The sequence below is a fragment of the Undibacterium sp. TC9W genome (assembly GCF_049339865.1).
In the GTDB taxonomy this organism is placed as follows: Bacteria; Pseudomonadota; Gammaproteobacteria; order Burkholderiales; family Burkholderiaceae_D; genus Undibacterium.
On record NZ_JBMPPJ010000003.1, the window covers coordinates 195,420 to 220,626 of the forward strand.

The window sequence follows — 25,207 nt, forward strand, 5'->3', positions numbered from 1 at the left end:
GTTTATGCTATTCAGCGGTAAAGGGCAGTGATTTCGTCAAAAAAATCATACACGCCCTGCTCGCTCATCTTGCGTGCATTCGACAGCTCGCCACCTTTGGAGGCAAACAGCACGCTATTGTCTGGCCTCAGCAAGACAGCAGCGGGTATGCCCTTCTTGGTAGGATTGCCATAAAAATCCACCAGCTCCTTGTTCTTGTCAAACTGGCCCACGTTCACTTTAACGGTGATGAACTTGGTGGCCAGCAGAGGCTCATTCTTGCCATGCATGGATTTGTCGAGCTCCAGGCAATCCTTGCACCAGTTGGCACCAAAGATGACAAGGACTTTTTTATCGACTTTTTTGGCTTCTGCCAGGGCCTTGTTGATCGCTGCTTGGGCGTCGGCAGTTTCATCATAAGCCTGAGGTGGGGCAGCGCTGGCCGGGCTGACAGCCAGTATCAGACTGAATGCAAAAAGCAGGGAAAGCAGTTTTTTCATCATTAATCCATTAGAAAACGCAGGAAAAAGCGACAAATGCAGGATGAGTCTATCTTAGCTTAAACAGTATGTGGCTGTAATTCTCTGTTTGATGAAAAATCGGGTTTTGCTGTATGGATGTTCAGTTATTTGTGCAATTCAGGATAAAATAGCTAATTCCTGTTTTAATCCAGTTTTTGATCTTGCTTTTCATTTTATTAATTCTTTAAGTGGCGCAGTTCTTGAAAATGTTTATACAGTGTGACGTTCTTGCTACCCAGCGGCAGCTAATGATCAGTCGCACGACGCAGACCATGATGCATTGCAAGGCAATGCTTGATTGCCATGAATACTAAACCACGCAGGATTGCCCATCTGGATATGGATGCCTTTTATGCATCCGTTGAATTGTTAAGATATCCAGAGCTCAAGGGGCAGGCTGTACTCATAGGCGGCGGTTCTTCACATCGTCCGATTCCCAGAGGTGATGGCACGCATGAGTTTTCGCGCATCAAAGACTATGTAGGGCGCGGTGTCGCTACTACCTCGACCTATGCAGCACGGGCGCTCGGTATATTTTCTGCGATGGGTATCATGAAAGCAGCAAAGCTGGCACCGGATGTGTATCTGCTGCCGACAGATTTTGATTCCTATCGTCATTACTCCCGGCTGTTCAAAGAAGCGGTCGGCAAGATTGCACCGAAAATTGAAAATCGCGGCATAGATGAAATCTATATTGACCTGAGTGACCATCCGCAAGAAACGCGCGAACTGGCAAGCAGCCTCAAGCGGGCCGTTGCTGAGGCAACCGGCCTGACCTGCTCAATTTGTGTCGCTCCTAACAAGCTGTTGGCAAAGATAGGCTCTGACCTGGACAAACCTGATGGCCTGACCATATTGAATATGGAAGACGTGCCAACGCGGATATGGCCCTTACCGGTAAAAAAAGTGAATGGCATAGGGCCAAAAGCAACCGAGCGCCTGGCAAGCCTGGGTATTAACACCGTGGGCGAACTGTTCAATGCGGACCTTGGGTTGCTGCAAACGACTTTTGGCAGCAATTATGCTGGCTGGCTATATAACGCCGCGCGTGGCATTGATGACAGGGAGATTTCTACAGAGTCAGAGCCCAAGGTCATCAGCAGGGAAACCACCTTTGACCGCGACTTGCATGCCGTGCATGACAGGGCGGTATTGACCGAGATTTTTACTGATCTCTGCACCCGCCTGGCGAGAGATTTAACAAAAAAGGGTTACCGCTGCAAAACCGTGGGTATCAAGATCCGTTATACCGATTTTCGTATCTCTACGCGTGACATCACCATTCCTGTTGCCACGGCTGATCCTGCTGTCATCCGCAGGACGGCCGGGGAATGCCTGCGCCGGGTGGCGCTGGAACACCGCTTTCGCCTGTTAGGCGTCAGGGCCAGTGCGCTGGTCAGAGAGGCCGATGTCAGTAATGAGCGGCAAGTCAGCCAGGGCATGCTGTTTGATGATCTTTGATATTTGTGAAGGGTAATTCAGGGTGGGACAATGTTAAGTGCTAGTTGGATACCTGCTGCGTTCCAGTCTGTCACTGCCCCCAGCGGCTATGGTTTCAAATGCGTCGTCAAGCATGGTGAAAATATCCCAGTGATCGACTTGCTTTTGTAGTGCGATAGCCTGTATCAGTTTCATTTCGAGCTCCGCCTCGCGCTTGCCCTTCCATAACTTGTCTGCTGTAGCGACGGCTAATTCTTCCAGGCTCAAGCCTTCTCCCTGCCATTGTGCGTGAGTTACACAGCAGCGGGCGACGATACTCTGCACGCCTTGTTCCAGCAGCATTTTTTCACCAGCAGGCTCATGCTGTGAGCCAGGGCCATCCAGTTCATGGGGATGCAGGATTTTCCCGGCATCGTGTATGGCGGCGCCTAGGCGTATCAGATTTGCATCGAATGCCAGGCCCATGTCTTCAAATTGTGCGATCAGCAAATCTGCCGCTTCACCGACCAGTTTGACATGGGTAAGCAGGCGTTCTGTTGCGCCAAGTTTTGACAGCAACTGGTAAGCGTCAGTGGTGTTGTTGAGCATGATGAGCAGTGAGGATGGTAGAACTCATTTCATAAATAGGGATGAGTGCGAACAAGGCGATTTGGGATGCAGTGCAAGGCGTGGCTTGCAGCTAAGGCTCATGCCTTAGCAAAGGACGCAACGCAGCAATGCACCCAAATCGTCAGTTCCCGAAGGGTTTGCCTCATAACACGTATCAGACAACATTGGATTTATTGAAAATAGTGCCACAATTGACAACCACAAACGTGTTACCGGTCCGTGTTATGAGGCAAACGCATCTCATTCATATTTATGAAATGAGTTCTAATAAAAAAGGCTTGCACAGAATCACGTGCAAGCCCACTTTTTAAAAACTACTAAAACTGATTATTTAAAATCACCCGCAAACACGCGCACGGTTTTTTCATATCCCAAGTGTCTGGCCATGGCTTCTTTTACCTGTGCCACGGTCAGTGCCTGTATCTTTTTCTCTACTTCCGCACGGTATTGCATATTGCGGCCCAGGTAGAGATTGTTCGCCAGTGTTGGTGCCAGTGCGGCGTCCTGGCTGCGTTCGAGCTGGTATTGCTGGATCAGGCTCTTCTTGCCATCTTCCAGTTCTGCTTGTGTGTAGCCTTCAGTCAGTACACGGTTGATTTCTTCGCGTATGCCGGTTTCCAGCTTGGCACGGTTTTGCGGTGCATAAATAGCGCCTACTGAGAAAGTCGCTACTTCATCCAGGGCAGATGCATTGAAGCCGGAACCACCACCATAGCTGACCCCATCTTTTTGACGGATGCGGTTCAGTATGCGTGAATTGGCGCTGCCACCCAGCAGGTAGTTACCCAAAACCAGCGCAGGGTAATCAGGGTGCTTGATGCCCAGCGGCAGTTGCATGCCAGCATAGAAGAAGGCGTTTGCCTTGTCCGGTGTGATGATTTGTTTATCATCTGCCTTGGTGGCCTGATAAGGTCGGGCAACGCGGGTGAATTTTTTCTGCGTATTCCAGTCACCAAAGGCAGTTTGCAATTCTGCTTTTACTTTGTTGGCATCAAACTCACCCACTACGGCAATTTGCGCCTGGCCTGGATGATTGGCACCATAGAACTCTTTCCAGAATGCTTTGGCATCGGCCAGTTTGGCCGTTTTCAGGTAAGCAATTTGTTCATCGATGCTGCGATAGTAGCGCGGGTCATCGCTGGAATAAATGTTTTGGGCTTTTTTACCGGCATCAACAGCGACTGACTGCGGTTCTTTGCGGGACTCTTCCAGTTGTGCCAGTTGCGAATTCAACAGTTGTGTGAATTCAGCTTCATTGAAGGCGGGCTGGCGCAGGGAATCGCGCACCAGTTCCAGTACGCGTGGCAGATTATCGCGTATGGTTTCTACCTGGACATTCACCATCGTCGCATTGCCATTGATTTGCAGCTTGGCCTTGAGCTTGTCGAGTTCTTCGGTAAATTGCTGGTGACTCAGCTTTTCTGTGCCACGGCTGAGCATGGCAGCGGCGAGCTCGGCGGCACCGGCTTTTCCCTTCAAACTGTTTTCATCACCCAGGTTGATATGCATGGACAGCACGACAGTATTACCGCGTGTGGTCTTGGGCAATAGCGCATACTTCAAGCCATTGCTGAGCGCGCCTGTCACAGTACGTTTGTCGATATTGTCGGCAGAGGCGACAAAGTTTTCTGCCTGGGCGATCGCCACGCCGGGTTTGAATTGCTTGATTTGCTCATCCACTGCGACCTTGGCAGGTGCCGGGCTACGGTCAGGTTTCTCGGTAGGGATAAAACTGCCCGAGGTGCGGTTGCTGGATTTGAGCCAGGTAGTGGCAACGCGTTGCACATCATCCACTTTAAGTGCCTTGACGCGGTCACGGAACAGGAAGAACAAGCGCCAGTCGCCAGAGGCGATGTTTTCAGACAGGGATACGGCAAATTTTTCAGGATCATTGAAGACCTGGGCAATGTCTGAATCCAGCTTGGCTTTTGCCCTTGCCAGTTCTGCTTCAGTGACTGGTGACTTGTCAAAGCTCTCTATGGTGTCCAGCAAGATCTTCTTGGCTTCTGGCAGGTTTTGCTCGGTACGCAAGTTTGCCCCCAGCATCAAAAAGCCTGGTTCCTCGAGATTGGCTGCCCAAGGGAAGACATCCGCAGTTTTCTTGGTTTCAACCAGGGCTTTATACAGACGGCCATTCGGTGTGTCACCGAGGATCAGCGCCAGCGCTTCTGTTGCGGCATAATCTGGGTGCGCAGCAGGCACGGTGTGATACAGCGCCGCGATCACTTGTGAATCACCGACGCGGCGCACGATGACATCTCGCTCTCCATCCTGCACAGGGTCTAATGTATATGTAGGTTCCAGTGCACGTTTTGGCTTCGGTATTTTGCCAAACTGGGTGGCAATCAATTGCAGCGCCTGTTTGGCGTCAAAAGCACCCGCCACGATCAGGGTGGCATTGTCAGGCTGGTAGTATTTACGCCAGAAAGCCTGCAGGTGCGGAATGTTGACATTCTCGACGTCAGTGCGCGCGCCTATGGTGTCCTTGCCGTAGTTATGCCACTGATGGGCGGCTGACATGACGCGCTGCATGAGGATGCCGACACCGGAATTCTCATTCTTTTCCATTTCATTGCGCACGACCGAGAATTCAGTCTTCAAGTCTTCGCCAGAAATACGGGAATTGACCATACGGTCAGCTTCCATGCTGATGGCCCAGGCTAGCGTTTCAGGCTTGGCCGCAAAGGTTTCATAATAATTGGTGCGGTCCAGCCAGGTCGTGCCATTGAATTGCACGCCACGTTGCGACATTTCTTCCCACAGGCGAGGGTGGGCTTTACTGCCCTTGAACATCAGATGTTCGAGCAAATGCGCCATGCCGGTTTCGCCATAATTTTCATGGCGCGAGCCAACCCGGTAAGTAATGTTGACGGTCGTGGTTGGTTTGCTGGCATCTTGTACCAGCAAAACGCGCATGCCATTCGCCAGCTGGTACTCATCTATACCCTCGACCTGACGAACAAACTGCACACCGGCAGGCAGCACGGCTTTGGCCGTCGCCGCATTTTCAGTCGCGATGGCTGGCGGGATATGCACCAGGGTAGTAAAAGCCAGTGCCAGGGACAGACTCAAGCTGCTGAGTTGCATGCGCGATGATTTCATGTAGCGACCTTTATGAATATAGTAAATACCAAGCAATGAGGGGCGGCACCTGCATGACCAGTTATGGCAGGAACCGTGATGCAAACCTAAAGCAGTCAAGCTTAGTACAAATATATCAAGAAAAGCAACCCGGACATACAAAAATGCCAAGTGCAGCAGGGGGCAGGGAAAAGGGACGAGGGACAAGAAAATTATGGCGCGCCAGACACGAATCGAACGTGCGACCCCAGCCTTCGGAGGGCTGTACTCTATCCAACTGAGCTACTGGCGCGTAGATTATGCATAGACATGCATAAGTGATACAGGGGTGATGCAAGGGCAACATTCTAACCCAAATTAAGCCCGGCCTTACGTATCAAAGCAGGGAAATTGTCGTTAAACCAGCCAGATTTTCCGCATTCTTGGCGCGTGGTACTTGCTTTTCGTTCCAAACACGACGCTTTCGCACTATAATTCCAAGCTTTGGCGTGCGTGGTTCAATTGCCTGCCAGCATAGACGAACAGATTTTCTGTACCTAATTCATTTGCATTGAGGAAACCATGAGCGACGCGCACGACGAACACGAATCAGCGATCAAGACCCCTAAGCAACTCATCGTTGCTATCCTCGCCGGATTCCTGGTCCCCATTATCGCCATTGTCTTGCTGGTACAGTATGTATCGAATGACAAAAAAGTTGGGGCAGGTTCATCTGCACTGACGCCAGAGGCCGTTGCTGCCCGTATCGCCCCGGTGGCTGATCAGGGTTTCAATTTCAAGGATGCCAATGGTCCTAAAACTCTGCAATCTGGCGAAACCGTCTATAAAACGATTTGCGCTGCATGTCATGACAGCGGTGCCGCTGGCGCTCCGAAATTTGGCGATGCTGCTGCCTGGGGCCCACGCATTGCCCAGGGTTACGACAAGGTAGTTGCCAATGCTTTGGGCGGCCTGCGTGCCATGCCGGCCAAAGGCGGTAATCCTGACCTGGATGATATTGAAGTTGCCCGTGCCGTTGTTCATCTGGCCAATGCCGGTGGTGCCAAGTTCAAGGAACCTGAAGTCAAGGCAGCTGCACCAGCAGCAGCTTCTGCCGAAGCATCGGCAAAATAAGTTTTCAGTATTCAGTATTCGCCTGTCACTCAGGCAAACAAAAAACCCCGGTGCGCCGGGGTTTTTTGTTTGTTTTGTCTGCATTTTCCAGACAATCAAATTAAAAATCACACTGAATTTCAGTTAAATATAGTCAAAATAAGATATTTTCTGGTACAAACTGTTTTATTTTGATACATTTTGGTGCAAAATTTTCTTGAGTAATTGTTATTCCAAATGCTAGTGAATAAGCCGAAATTATTACTCTCGTGATAATGTTTCCATTAATCACTGTTCCCTAAAAAATTTCTCCTTTCTGCGGAACTTCCCTCTATATTCAGAATCAAATGCAGACGCTGCCGTTTGTCTTTATTTTGCCATAATTGCATCTTGTTGTTTTTTTGCTGCATGCATTCTATCAATATTGACAATGGAATCTCTTAGATGTTCTCATGCTGAGGCAAATTTTTTGAAAGTAATTTCTCAGAATTTCCCACGCGTAAAAAAAAATTTCCATATTATTTGGTAATTTTGCAATCTGGCAAAGTTTGTTTGGTTTTTGCCGGATTTTGTTTAGAACATATAAAGAACGGAGCGCAATAGTGATAAAAGAAAAAACAATTTCAAGATCGGTAAGAATGATCTGTTCCAGTGGTTTGTTGTTGAGCATGGGTATGATGGCTCAACCAACTTTCGCACAAGAAGGCGTACAGAAAGTTGAAATTACCGGTTCCAGTATTAAACGTACTGAAACAGAAGGTGTTGCAACGACTCAAATCCTGAGCCGCAAAGACATCGAACAAACAGGCAAAACTTCTATCGCTGATGTGGTCCGCAGTATCTCTGCTGACAATAACGGTAGTATCAGTGGCTCTTTCACTAACGGTTTCGCTGGTAGTGCTTCCGGCGTTTCCCTGCGTGGTCTGAGCGTCAGCTCCACTCTGGTGCTGATCAATGGCCGCCGCACAGCACCGTATGGTTTCGGTGATGACGGTCAACGCAGCTTCGTCGATTTGAACTCTATCCCTCTGGATGCAGTTGATCGTATCGAGATCCTGAAAGATGGCGCATCCGCGATTTACGGTTCTGACGCTATCGCTGGCGTGGTTAACGTGATCCTGCGTCAAAACTACGTTGGTCAATCTGTTGCCGCCAATATCGGCCAGTCTTCCCGTGGCGATGGCCGCAACCTGAGCGCTTCTGCTGCGATCGGTTTCGGTAATCTGCAACAAGACAAGTACAACGTCTTCATGACGATTGATGCGAAGAAACAAGAAAAAATCTGGCAAAAAGACCGCAGTGACTACATCGGCCAGGCTGATGCACGTCCATGGGGTGGCCGTGATCAACGCGGTGGTTTCATCACTTCCGGTAATGCCGGTGGTAGCAATATGCTGGGTACAGTACGTCCAGTAAGTGCAACTGGCGGCACTATCGCTGGCCGTGGCGTTCAGCAATTGCCAGGTACTTGCTCTGCTACAAACCTGGATCCAGTCGGCGGCACGTCCCTGGATAATGCTGGCGGCGGTTGCTTGTTTGACCCAGTTGCCTACCAGACTATTCAGCCAGAAACACAAAACCTGAATCTGTACGCACGCGGTACTTTTGCCATCAATGACAAAACTACAGCTTACACAGAACTCGGTTTGTTCAACAGCAAGGCAAAAACACAGACTACACCATCTGGCCTGACTGGCGCTGGTTTCGATCTGGTCAATGCACGTGTCAACAATACTGGTACAGGTCCTGACCAGTTGTTGCTGCCTATCGGCCATCCAGACAATCCATTTGCTGATGCGCGCGCACGTCCACGTTGGATTGACGCTGCACGTCCACGTACTGCCGATCTGGAAACAACTGTTACCCGTTTCCTGGCTGGCGTAAAAGGCACAGTTGCTGAGTGGGATTACGATGCAGGCTTCCTGTATGCTGAAAGCAAAACAGACAAGACTCAAAATGGTTACTACCGTCAATCTGCTTTGAAAGCAGCCGTGGCGAATGGTACTTTCCGTATTGGTCAAGGCCGTGTCAATACACCTGAAGTACTGGCACTGGTTTCTCCAACGTTGAAAAACTCTGGTGTAACGAAGAGCACTTCTGTCGATTTCAAGGCAACCCGTGAACTGACACAATTGCCAGGTGGTCCATTGGCGATTGCGGTAGGTGCTGAGTACCGTAAAGAAGAAACCAACAGCGAAGCAACACCATTCACTAACACGAATGACATCGCTGGTCTGGGTTACTCTGCTGCCAAAGGTTCACGCAACGTTAGCGCGATCTACACAGAATTGGCGATCCCGGTATGGAAATCCCTGGAATTCCAGTTGGCTGCCCGTTCAGACAAGTACTCTGACTATGGCCGCTCCACTACACCTAAAGCTGGTTTCAAATTCACGCCTACCAATACCATCGCATTCCGTGGTACGTATGCTGAAGGTTTCCGTGCTCCTAGCGCGGCAGAGAATGGTGATTCCGCTGTAGCTGCATTTACCAACATCGCCAGCGATCCTATCCGTTGCGCGGTAACTAAATTGCCAGCTGATTGCTCATCACAACAAGTTGGTGCTATCACAATCGGCAACAAAAACATCAAGCCTGAAACATCCAAGAGCTACAGCCTTGGTCTGGTTGTAGAACCGATCAAGAACTTCAGTATCTCCCTGGACTGGTGGAAAATTGTTCGTGATGGCGAAATTGGCGGTTCTGACCCAGGTGCGATTGTTAACAATCCAGCTGGCTACCCAGATGCACAAATCGTGCGTGGCGAACCAACGACCAACTTCCCTGGCCTGGTTGGTCCTATCCTGATGGTGAAAGCGCCTTACCTGAATGCTGGTAAGACACAAACGTCCGGTCTGGATCTGGATATGCGTGCGAAGTACGACATGGGCAGCAACGGCAAGTTGAATGCTGGTCTGGTCGTTACTTACATGAACGAGTTCAAGAGAACTGATGCCGATGGTACTACGCACGAATTTGCTGGTACTCACGGTGACGTGAACTTGTCTGGTGACGGCGGTACTCCACGTACTAAAGTCAGCGTTAGCATGGGTTGGGAACGTGGTCCTTGGACATTGTCCGGTAACGTTAACCATGTATCAAGTATCAGCGACACCAATGAAATCGGTGGTGACTGCCTCGACGTTGATGCCAACGGTAAGCCTTACCTCGGTTGCCGTATTGCCTCCTTCACGACAGTTGACGTGTTCGGTAAATGGAAATATTCCAAAAACCTGGAATTCACAGCATCCATCACTAACCTGTTCGACAAGATGGCACCGTTGGACGTCCAGACTTATGGCCGTATCAACTACAACCCATCCCTGCATCAGTCCGGCGCAGTTGGCCGTTACTGGAACATCGGTGGACGTTACACATTCTAATGTTGACGTAACTGACAGCATGGCCTGAGTTCTGGCATCACCAGTTTGCACTGATGATGCCAGTACCAAGGCAGGTTGAAAGACAAAACCCCCACAAGCTTGCTTGTGGGGGTTTTTTTATGACGTGCGGCATGCGTATGTGTATATGCATGCGGCTTCGCCATGGCTGTCATGTCCATGGCGTGCATTGCATATCATGTGGCGCGCTTTGATGGTGCCTGTATGCAAGCCTCAGGGGAAAATATCAATCAAAGCCGCCGCCAGAGCTGTTGCATGGCAGGCATTTCCATGAACTGAAACCTGTGAGAGCAAAGCATGCTGAACATAGACAAGACCAAACCTGTCCTTGTGACTGGCGCTACCGGCTATGTCGCTGGGTGGATAGTGAAACGATTGCTGGAAGAAGGTGTGACCGTCCATGCTGCCGTCCGTAATCCCGGGGATGTAGCAAAACTTGCCCATCTGGACCAGATGGCTCTTAAATTACCGGGAAGCATACGATATTTCAAGGCCGATTTGCTTGACGAGGGGTCCTATGCCGAAGCCATGCAGGGATGCGCGATCGTTTTCCATACCGCCTCCCCATTCCGCCTGGACGTCAATGACGCCCAGAAGGATCTCGTCGATCCGGCAAAACTGGGGACACAAAATGTGCTGGAAACAGCTAACAAAACCGAATCAGTAACACGCGTGGTGCTGACCAGCAGTTGTGCGGCCATCTATGGTGACTGTGCGGATGTTGCCAACACGTCCCGCCAGGTTTTGACGGAAGACATCTGGAATACCAGCTCTTCATTGCAACATGTACCCTATTCGTATTCGAAAACGATAGCCGAGCATTTGGCATGGGAAATTGCGAAGCAGCAGACTCGCTGGAACCTGGTTGTCATCAACCCCAGCTTCATTCTTGGTCCCGGCTTGAATGCGCAAGGAACTTCCTCGGAAAGTTTCAATTTCGTCCGTCAGTTGGGGGATGGGCGCATGAAGGCTGGTATTCCCGATATAGGCTGTGGTGCAGTCGATGTGCGCGATGTGGCCGAAGCTCATCTGCGTGCAGCTTATCTGCCAGACGCCAAAGGACGCCATATCGTTTCAGCACATGACAGCTCGCTGCCCATGATAGCCCAGGCCTTGCTGCCTGAATACAAGGACTATCCTGTACCGCGCCGCATTCTGCCAAAATGGCTGGTCTGGCTGGTCGCACCTCTTGCTGATAAAAGCATCACACGTAAAATGATTTCCAGAAATGTTGCTTATGCCTGGCGGGCAGACAATGGCAAGAGCATCCGCGAGCTCAGGATGTCTTACCGTCCCTTGCAAGTTACAATTCAGGATATGTTTCAGCAAATGATAGACAGTGGGCAGATTCCCAAGCCTTGAGTGTCAACCTGAGCAAGGTGAACTGAAAAAATGAAACGAGCGACCCATTTCTCTGTCCAGCCTGGCTGGCGACTGCTGCTCAGCGACATAGGTCTCAACCCCGATCACTTGCTGCGTCTGGCGCAGTTGCCGGCAGACCTGTTTACGCGCAAGGACAGCACGATTACTGCAGCCCAGTATTTCGGCTTGTGGCAAGCCATAGAGACCTCGGCTGGAGTAGCATTGCTGCCGTTGCTGGTTGGCGCGGCCATCTCGGTTGAAGCATTTGACCCACCGATTTTCGCGAGCTTGTGCAGCCCCAACCTGAATGTCGCCATGCAGCGCTTGTCTGCATTCAAGAAGCTGGTCGGGCCAATGACACTGAACGTGCAGGCCGGGCAGGCCAAGACTGTCATAACGCTGGAATGCTATGGCAATGAAGGCCATATTCCCAAGAGTCTGGCGATGACAGAACTGGTCTTTCTGACGCAGCTCATCCGCCTGGGCACACGCTACCGTGTCATTCCACTGGAGGTGATGCTGCCGGAAGTGCCCGCAAACCTGGATGACTATGCCGCATACTTTGGCCTCACACCAAAAAAAGGGGCGCTCATACGGCTGACATTTTCTGCCCGGGATGCAGCCATACCCTTCCTGACTGCCAATGAAGCCATGTGGGGATATTTCGAACCGGGTTTGCGCAAGCGGCTATCTACACTAGATGCGACGGCAAAGATCAGTGAACGTGTCAGAGCGGTATTGCTGGAGGGCTTGCCGGCAGGCGAATATTCGATAGAGGCTGTCGCCCGGCATCTTGCCCTCAGCAAGCGTAGCCTGCAGCGGCAACTGAGTGAAGAATCCACCAGTTTCAAGGACGTACTCAACGCCACCCGCCAGCAACTGGCGCAGCATTACCTGAGTACCGCCTCTGTCTCACAGGGAGAAATTGCTTACCTCCTGGGATTTCAGGAAGTGAATTCCTTTATCAGGGCATTTAAGGACTGGACCGGTAATACCCCTGCGGCCTACCGGCAAGACTTAAATGTCCTGGTCAGCACTACGCATTGAGTTTGCAAGATTGCCGGTTGGACTGACAAATCTGCCCGAAGTTTCAACGAAGTCTCAAACGCTGCCAGCGGCCTGCCCCTCCGCAATTGCTGAGGCTGGCACACATTTTCGACTAAGCATAGGCGGGATTTGCTGGCTTTTTGGTGACTTATTGCCAGTTTAAGCACGCATATTGCAATTTGACGATGGTGTTCCGGGAAAAGAAATTGTTATTAAAACACATAACATTTTATGGCTGACGCATAACCTGTTGTCATTAAGAGACAGCCCAAGTCATTGAATGAGGCGCTCGATAGTTCTTGTCGGAAAAATTATTCCTCATTTCAATTTGTCGAAATTAGTCGAAATTGTACATACAAATTTCAGATGATGAAAAAAGCAATAACATTTAAAGTCCAAAATAGTGCACGGTCTATAAATGCCCATTTTTTATCCTGTCATTTCAGCTTTTAGCCGCGTGCAAATTCTTGGATATGAATAATTGGCTAAATTAAATATAAATATCGCAGGGCGACGTTATTACGCAACAGTTGATCTTGCGTAATTTTATGACCTGCACATTTTTAACAATTTAACTTGATGACGAGAAAATTTACGTTTTCGAAACGAAATATGCGGTCTTGACATCAAAGTTTTCAAATGGTTCCATGACAAGGAGATTTTTTTTCGGAAAATGTAACAGTAATTGAAACAGACAAATGATGAACAAATTGCGACGAATTGCTTTTGATCATTTTCCGGCAGAAAAAATCTAAAAAAGAAATTTGGTCGCTGTGGACAAATAGGGGGTTCTGGTTACCAACCGGGATCTTGTCCAGGTGGGCCTCGCTCATTAGTTACATTTTTGGGGGTTTAGTCATGGTAGAAAAAATGTTGGCCCGATCAGTTCGCCTGATGTTCCTGGGTGGTGTCGCGGTCGGTGCAGGTTTGCTGGCACAACCAGCGATGTCGCAAGAAGTACAAAAAGTGGAAATCACAGGTTCCTCAATCAAACGGATAGCACAAGAAGGCGCATTGCCTGTGCAAACTCTGAGCCGTAAAGACATCGAACAAAGTGGTGCAAATAATGTGGCCGACCTCGTCGCTGCCCTCCCTGCCATGCAGGGCTTTATTACCGCATCTACCTCGGTCAACGGTGGTGGTGCCGGTCGTCAATCTGCCTCCATTCATGCGATTGGTACTGACTACACCCTGGTATTGTTGAATGGTCGCCGCATGGCACCGTATGGCACAGGTAGTGCCGTCAACCTTGGCAGTATTCCTTTGTCTGCTGTTGAACGCGTTGAGATTCTGACTGATGGCGCTTCCACATTGTATGGCTCAGATGCGATTGCCGGTGTTGTCAACTTCATCCTCAAAAAGAACCAGACTGACCTGAATGTAGAAGCAACTCTGACCAGCCCGCAACAAAGCGGTGGCCGTAGCGGTAACTTCTCTATTTCCAAAGGTTTTGGCGATCCTGAAAAAGACGGCTTCAATGTCTTGTTTGCGTATAGCCATGATGAACAAAAACCGTTGGAAGCAACACAACGCAGCTTCTCGAATTCTGGTGTCCAGAAGTTCATGAAGGATGGCAAGATGTACGCCACCTGGCAGACCAGTATCAACTCCACGCCAGCCAATGCTGACATCTATGATTCCCTGGGTAACAACGCGACTTTCTCGCCTGACCTGGTGAACACCAAAAAATGTAATGGCCCGAATACATTTGAGCGTGGTGGCGTTTGCCGCTATGACTACGCCGCGACAGTACAACTGTTGCCAGAACTTAAACGCGACAGTTTCTTTGCCTCCGGTAATTTGAAACTGGGCAAAGACACGACCGTGTTTGGTGAATTGGTCATGTCCAATTTCTCCAATAAAGCACGCTATGCAGCGCCAGCCCAGCCGCTGACTACTTTCAGTACAGATCCAGTCACAGGCCAAAAAGTTATCAATCCGAATTACATCGGTGCGTATAACAAGTCTGTTGTGCCATTGCTGGCCGGACAAGGCATCAATCCTAATGATGTGACTGATGCGTTCTTCTACTATCGCGCCAATGATGCAGGTGGCCGTGCCGATAATTACAAGACTGAAGCCCGTCATCTGGTTCTTGGTGTGGAAAGTAATTACCTGGGCTGGGATTTGAGCGCCAGCTATACCCATTCTGAAAACACAGAAAAAGATGATGCAGTATCCGGTTACATGAGCGCCAATCGCTTTGATGCGCTGGTCAAATCCGGTGCTTATAATCCTTACATCGTCAATGCCAATGCTTCTGCCATCCTGGCACCAGCGGTACTGCAAGAAAACCTCAGTGTCACCAAGTCCAAGATTGATGTCCTGAGCGCTCATGCATCCAAAGAATTGTTTGACATGAGTGGCGGCAAGGCACAACTGGGTCTGGGTGCAGACACAACCAAGCAGTCATTCAATGATGCGCCTACTGAACTGGTACAAGGTCCTGGCCCGCAACATCCTGCATGGACAGATGTGATCATCGGTGGTTCTACCGGTTCACAGGGTCTGGTTGCTTCCCGCAAGAGCTGGGGTGCTTTCGGTGAATTGCTGATGCCTGTCATCAAAAACATGGACCTGACAGCAGCTGTGCGTTATGACAGCTATGACGCTGTCAAGAAAGACAATGTCAGCTATGACGTCAATGGCAATGCTTCACAACCTGGTACCCAGGGCGTGTCGGTTTCCAAGGCAACTTACAAATTGTCGGCACGTTATCAGCCCGTCCAAAGCCTGATGCTGCGCGGTTCTTATGGCACAGGCTTCAAGGCACCAACGCTGAATGATATTTCTGACCCATTGAAAAACGATGGTTCTTCGAATTTCTTCCCTTGCCCTATCACCAAGGCAACTGATCCACGTTTCCCATATTGCCGTGGTACTTCTGAATACGGCCTGTTGAAAAAAGGTAATCCAAGCACAGGTGCAGATGCACTGAAAGCGGAAGAATCCAAACAGGCAGCATTCGGCTTCCGCCTTGAACCAACCAGCAACCTATCTCTGGGTCTGGACTGGTGGGATGTGAAACTGAAAAACCAGATCCAGAAATTGTCTCAGGATTTGATTTTCACGACACCTTCATTGGCTGATCAATACATCTCCCTGTACTACGATCCTATCCAGAAATCCAAAGTTCTGGTGGCTAACCGTAGCCCTGTGAATCTGGCCAGCTCCCGTTATTCCGGTGTGGATTGGGACGCGACACTCAAATCAGCAACACCTATCGGTAAGCTGAACGTGAACTGGTCTGGTACTTATATGCTCACAGCAGAAAAAGATGTGCCAGGTGCCAAGAAAGAAAGCAGCATAGGCCGTTTCGATTCTTATGATGATGTGACTTTCCGTATCATTTCCAGGCTGGTTGCTTCTCTGAAAGTGTCGGATCAGTACACACATAGCCTGACCATGAACTACCGTTCTGGTTACCATGACAAAGTCGCATCAGCTGATGATGGCTATGTCCGTTCCGTCAATGCTGATGGCAGCGTAGGTGGCTATGTAGATATGAACCGTGATGTCAGCAACTACACCACTTTTGATTACCAGTTGCAAGCCAAGGTCATCAAAAACCTGACCATCACTGGCGGTATCCGCAACCTGTTCAATGTTGATCCTCCATTCACTATCCGCAATACAGGTGGTGGTAATCAGGTTGGTTACGATGGTCGCTATACTGACCCTCTGGGCCGTACCTTCTATGTAACAGCTCAATACAAATATTGATTGAGATATTGATCAAAATACTGATTGTATTGATATTTACAGATGAACAAAAAACCCGGATGCGTCCGGGTTTTTTTTCAAAAAATTTTCAGATTTGCACAAAATTTGAAAATATATTTTCTTGACTGTCATATAAGACCACTGGTTATTCTGGCAAGAGAGTCATTTGCCAACAAAACGATATTGCCATGGGGAAAGCCGGAAAAATGTGAACAAAATTTAGTCAGCCGCAGGAGCTGGCAAGTATAGTTAATCTGCATAAAAAACAAGCAAATTTCTATCGCTGCATAAATGTAAATAAATTCGCCTGAATTTGGTTTCCACAGAGGAGGAATACCAGTAAAAAGCCCTTGCTACTGAGCAAAATTCGAGTATATTTCTAACTTTGTCGCTTGCTTTTCCCTTGCTTGACCATCGTTTTTTCAATAAATGCAGGCTTCGTCAGGTATTTGTAAAAAAAAGTGTCCTGACGGCAATTTTGTTAGCAAATGTAAGCATTCAGAGTAGTATTTCATAATACCTGTGTTCCCATCTTCCTCAACCATTTTTCACACCAGCCAAGCAAATGAATTTATCAAAAATGACAGTAAGTAGGCGTCTGGGACTGGGCTTTGCTCTGGTTTTGACGTTTTTAATTGCCGTGACCCTCGTCGGCATTTCAAGAATGTCTCAGATTCAGGGGCGGCTGGAAAAGATAGTGAACGTCAGCAATGCCGAGACCCGTCTGGCACTGGACATGCGTGCGATCGTGTATGACCGCATGGTTTCTCTGCGAAATCTGACCCTGCTCAATGATGCTGGCGATATGGAACCGGAACTGAAAAAGATTGCCGAGCAATCCAAACAGTATGCCGCCGCCGATGAAAAGTTGAGCAAGATAGTAACTGAAGAAGGTAATGTCTCAGCAGAAAAGAAAACCTTGCTGGCGAAGTTGAAGGAAACCGAAACCGCCGCCGCTGCCCTGCCTGCCAAAGCACAGGAACTGGGTCTGGCAAACAATGCAGAAGCTGCAACCATCACCCTGATCAAGAAACTGCGCCCGGTACAGAAAAAATGGCTGGATACGCTGGATGAACTCGTTACGCTGGAAGATAAACTCAATACCCAGACCGCAGAAGAGGCAAGTTCAGCCTTTAAAGCCGCGACCAGCATGATGACAATACTGGGTGTGCTGGCAGTTGCTGCCGGTGTTTTTGCAGCCTTTGTGATTAGCCGCAGCCTGCTCAGGCAACTTGGTGGCGAGCCAGATTATGCTGCCACTATCGCTGGCCAGATTGCTGCTGGTGACTTGACTGCGCCGATCGAATTGAAGCATGGTGACGATGCCAGCCTGCTGTATGAAATGAAAAACATGCGCGATAGCCTGGTGAATATCGTCGCCCAGGTACGCAATGGTACTGACACTATCGCCACGGCATCGAGTGAAATCACGACCGGTAACCTGGATTTGTCTTCCCGCACTGAGCAGCAGGCCAGCTCGCTGGAAAAAACCACGTCGTCGATGAAAGAACTGACGACTACGGTCAAACAAAATGCCGACAATGCACGTGAAGCAAATCAACTGGCTGCCTCTGCATCTGAAGTAGCGCGCCAGGGTGGTGTAGTAGTTGCCCAGGTGGTGGATACCATGGGTTCCATCAATGAGTCGTCGAAGAAAATTGTCGATATCATCAGCGTCATTGATGGCATCGCATTCCAGACCAATATCCTGGCCTTGAATGCGGCGGTAGAAGCCGCCCGTGCCGGTGAACAGGGCCGTGGTTTTGCCGTGGTTGCGGCAGAAGTGCGTAACCTGGCACAACGCAGCGCTGCAGCCGCCAAAGAGATCAAAACCCTGATCGGTACCTCGGTCGAGAAAGTCGAAATTGGCACCAAGCTGGTGGGCCAGGCAGGCGTTACGATAGACCAGGTAGTCTCCAGTGTTAAACATGTGACAGACATCATTGCCGAAATCAGTGCAGCGAGCCAGGAACAAAGCGTGGGTATTGAGCACGTTAATCACGCCATCATAGAAATGGACGGCATGACCCAGCAAAATGCCGCCCTTGTTGAACAAGCTGCAGCAGCTGCACAGAGCTTGCAGGATCAGGCTTCTGAACTGGCGAAAGTGGTCAGTGTCTTCAAACTGCAGGCAGGTGAACGCAGCCAGTATATTGCTCCGTCGATGGCACAAGCGCCGTTACGCCGTGTCGAACCTGTGGCCTCGATCAAAACCAAATCCAGAAGCAGCGCTGTCAAATCATTGCCTGCCGCTAAAACGGTAAGCAAAGCTGCACCCAAGGCAACTCCTAAAAAGGCGGCTTCTGCAAGCGCTGATGAATGGGAAGAATTCTGATGTCGCAGGTTTTCAGTGATGAGGAGATCAATCCATGTCACTGAAAACCGCAATTGTTGCGAATAGTGTCTGGCCTTGAAATCTGTTGGAAGTTTTTTATACTGAATAGAAAATGCATAAGAAGAGTCCTATGAAACCACAAATATCCTTACTCATCTCGTCCTTGCTGTTATGTGCCAGTGCCTCCGTCATGGCCGCAGAAACTTCTCCAGTCATGGACAGCAAGTCCTGCGAACCACCCAAGTATCCAAAAGCAGCATTGATGAATGAAGAAACCGGCACTGTTACCATGGGTTTCCTGATTGCGGCAGATGGCAAGGTCGTTGAATCCAAAGTAGAAAAATCCAGCGGCTCCAAGAGCCTGGACAAGGCTGCACTGACAGCATTGAGTCAATGCAAATTCAAACCAGGCACCAAGGATGGCAAAGCTGATCAATTATGGGCCAAGGTCGATTTTGTCTGGAAGCTTGAGTAATCAGTTTGAAGTTCAGTATCTTGATTAACTGAATAGCAAACCAGAATATACAAACAGGAAGGGGACACATGATCGTGTCCCCTTCCTGTTTTATGAATCAAGCTTATGAATCAAGATTCTGAATCAAAATTTGAGAAGCACTCTGGCTGACAAATAAAACCGATTCTGAGGCTCTGCGAACTGGCAGGTTTTGAAACCGCAAGTCTGTTCGCACCTTTCAGACTCGCCGTACCTCCCTGGGTAACAGCGCAGCCACCACGCCCAGTAGCGGCAGGTAGGCTATGGTCTGATAGACAAAGGCAATGCTGGTACGGTCAGCGAAGATACCCAGCACCGCAGCACCCAGTCCACCCATGCCGAAGGCAAAACCGAAGAACAGGCCAGACACCATGCCTACCTTGCCAGGCATGAGTTCCTGCGCATACACCAGGATAGCCGAGAATGCTGAAGAGAGCACCAGTCCGATCACGATGGTCAGCGCCGTTGTCCAGAACAGATTGGCATACGGCAGCATCAGCGCGAACGGCGCTACTCCCAGTATCGACACCCAGATAACGGGCTTGCGGCCTATGCGGTCACCAACAGGCCCACCCAGCACCGTACCCAAGGCAGAGGCAAACAGGAAGAAAAAAAGATGCAACTGCGCATTCTGCACCGTCAGGCCAAAACGTTCCATCAGGTAGAAGGTGTAAAAACTGCTGATGCCCGCAACGTAGAAATACTTTGAAAAAATCAGTATCAGCAAGATCGCGATAGCACCTATGACCACATTGCGGGGGTAAGGTGCGACGCTGACAGGTTTCCGGTTGCCAGCAGAAGCAATGTGGTGTGCTGCATACCAGCGACTCACTTGTAGCAGCAGTCCTATGCCCAAGATGGCGGCCAGTCCGAACCATGCCACGCTGCGCTGGCCGAAAGGCACGATAACGATGGCCGCCAGCAGTGGGCCTATCGCCGTGCCCATATTACCGCCGACCTGGAACACCGACTGCGCAAACCCATGCCGCCCGCCCGAGGCCAGCCGTGCAATGCGCGAAGACTCGGGATGGAAGATGGATGATCCTATGCCGACAAAGGCTGCTGCGAGTAGCACGAAGCCAAAGCTGGGGGCAAAGGCCAGCATTATCAACCCGATCAGCGTTGATGTCATGCCGAATGGCAGTGAATATGGTTGTGGCCGGCGGTCGGTAAAAACACCCACCAGCGGTTGCAGCAGCGAGGCCGTCAGTTGATAGGTCAGGGTAATCAGCCCCACCTGGCTGAAGCTCAGCGAGAACTCACCCTTCAAGATAGGATACATCGCCAGTATCAGCGATTGCATCATGTCGTTGATCATGTGCGCACTGCTGATGGCACCCAGGATGCCGAACGCAGGGGGCGCGGTGGGCTGGCCAGTGTCAGAGGTTGTTGCGGAAATTGTCATGGAGATGCCTTTCACTTTAGAATGGAATCAGGCTGCCGACAGTAAAACGGGTTATCTGCGCTGCTGCCTTGGTACCGGTATGGCAGAATTATCCCCCGTACTGGACAGCCTGTCTCGCGCCAATCCGCCAACAACCCTTGAGAAAAGGACATGGATACATCCCGCAAACCCAAGGCCCTGGCTCAAGCGCTTAAAGAAATTGATGAGCTGCCTTCACCTGTCAGCGGCAGGGCTACTGACTATCCAGCCAACTGGCACATTGCGCCGCATCTGCATGCCAGGCATCAACTGATTTATGCGGTACGTGGTGTGATGGTGGTGCAGACGGAAGTCGGTCGCTGGGTGGTGCCGCCTACCCGTGCCATCTGGATGGTGGCTGGCATGACGCATGAGATACGCTGTATAGGCGAAGTGCACATGCGCAGCGTGACGGTGGCGACGGATGCGGCCTCCGGTTTACCCGGCTTTACCCAGGCAGTCGGTATCTCGCCTTTATTACGCGAGCTTATCCGCGCTGCCATGGAATTAAGTCAGCCCGATTTGTCCGATTTGCCCTATATACCCGACAGCCGCGATGGCCGTGTCATGCGATTGATACTTGATGAAATACGTGTGCTGCCCGTGTTGCCTTTGCATTTGCAAATGCCGTCCGACCCGCGTTTGCTGAGAATTTGTGAGCTGCTCCAGCAGCAACTCGATGATTCCTCTACGATGGCGGACTGGGCGCGACGCCTGGCCGTGGATGTGAAGACCATACAGCGTCTGTTCGTGAAAGAAACCGGCATGACCTTTGGTCAATGGCGGCAACAGGCCCGCTTGCTGCGGGCGCTGGAATTGCTGGCAACGGGTGAGAAAATCATCGACGTCGCCCTGGCACTGGGCTATGACAGCCCCAGCGCCTTCTCTACCATGTTCCGCAAACAGTTTGACCAGACACCTAGCCAGTTCTTTGCTGAAAACTGACCGGGCTCGTCAGCGAGAAAAACCAGCGCTTATTCCTCACTGAATGAGCACTGTTGGCACTGCTTATTTAGAGCCTGATTGCAAGCCGCGACGTATCAGCAATGGTTCTATCTTTGGTTCGCGTCCGCGGAAATTACGGAAAGATTCCAGCGGGTCCATGCTGCCACCCTTGGACAATAATTGCTGACGGAACCAGTCACCATTCTTGCGGTTCAGGCCGCCGTTTTCCTTGAACCATTCCACGCTCTCGGCATCCAGCACTTCACTCCACAGATAAGCGTAGTAACCGGCTGAATAGCCGCCACCAAAGATGTGCGAGAAATAAGTGCTGCGGTAACGCGGTGGCACCGGGGCAAAATCGACGCCAGCCTGTTTCAATGCATCAGCTTCAAAGGCCAGGGCATCTTTTGGTATCTGCGCTGGTGTCAGTTGATGCCAGCGTTGGTCCAGCAGCGATGCTGCCAGATATTCCGTGGTTGCAAAACCCTGATTGAATTTATTGGCTGCCGTGATTTTATCGACCAGGGTCTGCGGTATCACTTCGCCGTTTTGATAATGTCTGGCATAGTTTTTCAATACCTCAGGCCAGGTTGCCCACATCTCGTTCACCTGGGATGGATATTCGACAAAGTCACGCGGGACATTGGTGCCAGAAAAACGCGGGTACTTCACATTCGAGAACAGGCCGTGCAGGGCATGGCCAAATTCATGGAAAGCCGTGCGCACTTCATCAAAGGTCAGCAGGGTAGGCTGGCCTGCTGGCGGTTGCGGGATATTGAGATGGTTGGCAAGCACAGGGTGAGTACCAAACAGCGAGGATTGTTCAACATAGGCATTCATCCAGGCACCACCGCGCTTGGTGTCGCGCGCATACATGTCGGCGATGAACAAGGCCATGCTCTTGCCATCTGCATCAAATATCTCATACACCTTGACGCTGGGGTGATACACCGGCAAGTCAGTGCGTTCTTTGAAAGTGATGCCATACAGTTTGGTGGCAGCAAAGAAGACACCGTTTTCCAGCACATTCTTCAATTCAAAATAAGGGCGTAACTGGCTGTCGTCAAAGCTGTATTTTGCCTTGCGTAATTGCTCGGTATAAAACGCCCAGTCCCATGCCGCCAGCTTGAAATTACCTTGCTGTGCATCGATGATTTTTTGCAGCTCTGCGCCTTCTGCCCTGGCGTTATTGACTGCTGCCGGTGCCAACTCGCCCAGCATCTTGTTGACTGCGGTGGTAGTCTTGGCGGTTTCATCTTCCAGGCCATAGGCGGCATGGTTGGCATAACCCAGCAGGGCCGCACGTTCAGCACGCAGGCGTGCCAGGTCGATGGCTACCTGACGGTTATCAAACTCACCACCATGGCTGCCACGGTTGACCGATGCTTCATGCAGGCGCTGGCGCAGGGCGCGGTTTGCCAGGCTGGCCTCGAATGGCTGGCCGGTGGTATTCATGAGCGGTATTACGAATTTGTCTTTCAGGCCGCGTGTTTTGGCTGCTTCAGCCGCGCTGGCGATTTCTTCTTCGGACAAACCTTGCAGCTCTGCCTTGCTATCAACAATGATGGACGAGGCATTGGTTTCTTTCAGTACATTCTGGCTGAACTTGGTCGCCAGGCTGGCCAACTGGGCATTCAGACTCTTGAGTTTTTGTTTATCCTTGTCACCCAGCTTGGCACCGGCGCGTACAAAGTCTGTGTAATAGCGTTCCAGCAAGCGCCCGGATTCTGCATCCAGGTTCAATGCCTGACGTGCTTCATATAATTTGCTGATGCGCTGGAACAGGCGCGCATTCAGGAAAATCTGATCCTGATGGGCCGCCAGCTTGGGTGCCAGGTCGCGTGACAGCGCTTCCAGCGTAGGGTTGGTATTCGCACCAGTCAGGCTGAAAAAGACGATGGAAACCCGGTTCAGCATCTGGCCCGCACGTTCCATGGCGACTACGGTATTGTCAAAAGTAGGGGCGGCATGGCTGCCTGCGATGAGCGCGATTTCGGCAGCATGCTGGCGCATGCCCTCGGTGAAGGCAGGGCCGTAGTGTTCATTCTTGATCTGGTCAAAAGCCGGATATTGGTAAGGCAGTTTGCTGGCATTGGCAAAGGGATTGCTCGCCAGTTTGCCAGCGGTCTTTTTTGGCGTGACGCTGGCAGAATCAGCTGGTGCGGCTGTGACATAAGTGGCAGGACCGGCCAGCGCAGTACCCAGCAAAATGAGCAGTAGATGTTTGTTCATGTAGTTTTACCAAAATCTTTGATCAAAAGGAAACACAGTGTAGCAGACCGTAAAGCTAATATATCGTTCAATCGGGGCAAAAAAATAGCGCCCTGAGGCGCTAAAAGTGCGTAGCAAAAATGGGTCTTCAACACATGACAAAACGATTCGCCAGGTCAAGTACAAAAGACGGACGCAGATAGGCGATAAACACCAGGGCCAGCACCACAACGATGATGCTGCCCCACAGTAGCCGCAATAATCTGCGTGATAATTGTTTAGTCATGAGTTATTCGACTTTGTTCAGGCCATAGCTTCACCCGCGCGGGCTATCGGTTTTTCGCTGATAGGCAAATTCACGAGTGCGGCAAAGATACCCAGACCCAGGACTATGCCCCATACCGTGTTGTAGCTGCCGGTCTTGGTGTAAATGTAGCCACCCAGCCAGACACCGATAAAACTGCCGACCTGATGCGAAAAAAACACAAAGCCAGACAGCATCGACAAATACTTCACGCCAAAAATCCCGGCAATGACGCCATTCGTCAGTGGCACGGTAGATAACCATAACAAGCCCAGTGCCGCGGCAAAAAGATAAACAGAATACGGTGACAGCGGTGCCAGCAAGAACAGGGCAATGACCAGGCTACGCGCCAGATAGATACCCGACAGCAGGTAAGGTTTAGGGAACATGCCGCCCAGCTTGCCGGCATAGTACGAACCAAAAATATTAAACAGACCAATCAGCGCCAGCGCATATACCGCCACGCTGGGATCCATGACACCTTTGTCTTTCAGATAAGCTGGCATGTGTACGCCTATGAAAACCAACTGGAAGCCGCAAACGAAATAACCGGCTACCAGCAGCAAAAATGGCTTGTAGGCAAAGGCTTCACGTATCGCTTCGCTGATACTTTGCTGCGGACCTGTGACTTGTTCAAGTGCCGGTTCACGCAACTTCATCGCCATAGGCACCATCAACAAAACGACCAGGGCAGCCAGTACATAAAAGGCATTTTGCCAGCCTGCGCGGTCTATCAATTGCTGCTCTATCGGCATCATGACGAACTGGCCAAAGGAGCCTGCGGCAGAAGAAATACCAAAGGCCCAGGAACGTTTTTCCAGCGGTGCCGTGCGGCCTATGATGCCGCTGACTGCACCAAAGGATGTGCAAGCCAGTGCACCACCTATCAGTATCCCGGTGCCGACAATGAACAGCACAGGCTGGTCTATCAGCGCCATCCATAACAACCCGGCCGCATACAAAAATGCACCCAGTATCATCATTTTTGTCGTGCCTACCTTGTCTATCACCATGCCTGCCAGTGGGCCAAACACACCCCACATCAGGTTTTGCATGGCCATCGCCATCGAGAAGGTTTCCCTGGTCCAGCCATGTTGCTGTGAGATGGGTTGCATCCAGAAACCAAAACCATGTCTGACACCCATGGACAAGGTAATCACAATACCGCTGGCCAGCAGCACGGTTTTCAGGTCGGGGGTGCGTGTCGTTGTCATGATTTTCACTTATAAGCAAACTTGCTT

The 25,207-nt window shown here is 50.5% G+C and carries 16 protein-coding genes and 1 tRNA gene; 9 read left to right on the plus strand and 8 right to left on the minus strand.

The features are described from left to right. Window positions 1-11: 11 nt before the first annotated feature. Window positions 12-479 carry a thioredoxin family protein gene (locus ACO0LN_RS05045; protein WP_422971578.1) on the minus strand — a complete coding sequence of 156 codons (468 nt, stop codon included), beginning with the start codon at window positions 477-479 and terminating at the stop codon, window positions 12-14. Between the two features lie 324 nt (window positions 480-803). Here ACO0LN_RS05045 and ACO0LN_RS05050 point away from each other — a divergent pair, with 324 nt between their 5' ends. Next, complete coding sequence (locus ACO0LN_RS05050) at window positions 804-1,961, plus strand: DNA polymerase Y family protein (protein WP_422971580.1); 1,158 nt, start codon at window positions 804-806, stop codon at window positions 1,959-1,961. A gap of 33 nt (window positions 1,962-1,994) precedes the next feature. On the opposite strand, the gene ACO0LN_RS05055 is transcribed toward ACO0LN_RS05050, so the two are convergent. From ACO0LN_RS05055 to ACO0LN_RS05065, 3 genes are all read right to left on the minus strand, one after another. Further along, window positions 1,995-2,528: an HD domain-containing protein gene (locus tag ACO0LN_RS05055; RefSeq protein ID WP_422971582.1), complete on the minus strand. Its 534-nt coding sequence runs from the start codon at window positions 2,526-2,528 to the stop codon at window positions 1,995-1,997. Between the two features lie 348 nt (window positions 2,529-2,876). Then, window positions 2,877-5,651 (minus strand): M16 family metallopeptidase, encoded by a 2,775-nt coding sequence (locus ACO0LN_RS05060; RefSeq protein ID WP_422971584.1) that lies wholly within the window; start codon window positions 5,649-5,651, stop codon window positions 2,877-2,879. A gap of 194 nt (window positions 5,652-5,845) precedes the next feature. Further along, window positions 5,846-5,922: transfer RNA gene (locus ACO0LN_RS05065), tRNA-Arg, on the minus strand. A 269-nt stretch (window positions 5,923-6,191) separates the two neighbouring features. On the opposite strand from ACO0LN_RS05065, the gene ACO0LN_RS05070 reads away from it, so the two are divergent. The 7 genes from ACO0LN_RS05070 (at window position 6,192) to ACO0LN_RS05100 (ending at window position 19,065) form a co-directional block, all read left to right on the plus strand. Continuing rightward, on the plus strand, window positions 6,192-6,743 hold the full coding sequence (locus ACO0LN_RS05070) for a c-type cytochrome (RefSeq protein ID WP_422971586.1): 552 nt from the start codon (window positions 6,192-6,194) through the stop codon (window positions 6,741-6,743). A gap of 653 nt (window positions 6,744-7,396) precedes the next feature. Continuing rightward, complete coding sequence (locus ACO0LN_RS05075) at window positions 7,397-10,105, plus strand: TonB-dependent receptor (RefSeq protein ID WP_422971588.1); 2,709 nt, start codon at window positions 7,397-7,399, stop codon at window positions 10,103-10,105. 315 nt (window positions 10,106-10,420) lie between these two features. Then, on the plus strand, window positions 10,421-11,485 hold the full coding sequence (locus ACO0LN_RS05080; protein ID WP_422971590.1) for an NAD-dependent epimerase/dehydratase family protein: 1,065 nt from the start codon (window positions 10,421-10,423) through the stop codon (window positions 11,483-11,485). Window positions 11,486-11,515: 30 nt separating this feature from the next. Next, the gene (locus ACO0LN_RS05085; RefSeq protein WP_422971592.1) at window positions 11,516-12,532 is read left to right on the plus strand and encodes an AraC family transcriptional regulator ligand-binding domain-containing protein; all 1,017 of its coding nucleotides are present in this window, start codon (window positions 11,516-11,518) and stop codon (window positions 12,530-12,532) included. A gap of 870 nt (window positions 12,533-13,402) precedes the next feature. After that, window positions 13,403-16,255: a TonB-dependent receptor domain-containing protein gene (locus ACO0LN_RS05090; protein ID WP_422971594.1), complete on the plus strand. Its 2,853-nt coding sequence runs from the start codon at window positions 13,403-13,405 to the stop codon at window positions 16,253-16,255. Between the two features lie 565 nt (window positions 16,256-16,820). After that, a complete protein-coding gene (locus tag ACO0LN_RS05095) occupies window positions 16,821-18,590 on the plus strand; it encodes a methyl-accepting chemotaxis protein (protein WP_422971596.1) in 1,770 nt (589 codons plus the stop codon). Window positions 18,591-18,780: 190 nt separating this feature from the next. Next, entirely contained in the window at window positions 18,781-19,065 is a 285-nt protein-coding gene (locus ACO0LN_RS05100) for an energy transducer TonB (protein ID WP_422952604.1), read from the plus strand. Window positions 19,066-19,282: 217 nt separating this feature from the next. Here ACO0LN_RS05100 and ACO0LN_RS05105 read toward each other — a convergent pair whose 3' ends face one another. Continuing rightward, window positions 19,283-20,488 (minus strand): MFS transporter, encoded by a 1,206-nt coding sequence (locus ACO0LN_RS05105; protein WP_422971599.1) that lies wholly within the window; start codon window positions 20,486-20,488, stop codon window positions 19,283-19,285. A 150-nt stretch (window positions 20,489-20,638) separates the two neighbouring features. Here ACO0LN_RS05105 and ACO0LN_RS05110 point away from each other — a divergent pair, with 150 nt between their 5' ends. Beyond that, window positions 20,639-21,451 carry an AraC family transcriptional regulator gene (locus ACO0LN_RS05110; RefSeq protein WP_422971601.1) on the plus strand — a complete coding sequence of 271 codons (813 nt, stop codon included), beginning with the start codon at window positions 20,639-20,641 and terminating at the stop codon, window positions 21,449-21,451. A 63-nt stretch (window positions 21,452-21,514) separates the two neighbouring features. Here ACO0LN_RS05110 and ACO0LN_RS05115 read toward each other — a convergent pair whose 3' ends face one another. The 3 genes from ACO0LN_RS05115 to ACO0LN_RS05125 all read right to left on the minus strand — a co-directional run bounded on the left by ACO0LN_RS05115 (window position 21,515) and on the right by ACO0LN_RS05125 (window position 25,180). Next, the gene (locus tag ACO0LN_RS05115) at window positions 21,515-23,683 is read right to left on the minus strand and encodes a M3 family metallopeptidase (protein ID WP_422971603.1); all 2,169 of its coding nucleotides are present in this window, start codon (window positions 23,681-23,683) and stop codon (window positions 21,515-21,517) included. A gap of 127 nt (window positions 23,684-23,810) precedes the next feature. Next, window positions 23,811-23,948 carry a hypothetical protein gene (locus tag ACO0LN_RS05120; RefSeq protein ID WP_174244972.1) on the minus strand — a complete coding sequence of 46 codons (138 nt, stop codon included), beginning with the start codon at window positions 23,946-23,948 and terminating at the stop codon, window positions 23,811-23,813. A 17-nt stretch (window positions 23,949-23,965) separates the two neighbouring features. Beyond that, window positions 23,966-25,180, minus strand: a complete 1,215-nt coding sequence (locus tag ACO0LN_RS05125) for an MFS transporter (protein WP_422971605.1) — start codon at window positions 25,178-25,180, stop codon at window positions 23,966-23,968. Between the last annotated feature and the right edge of the window lie 27 nt (window positions 25,181-25,207).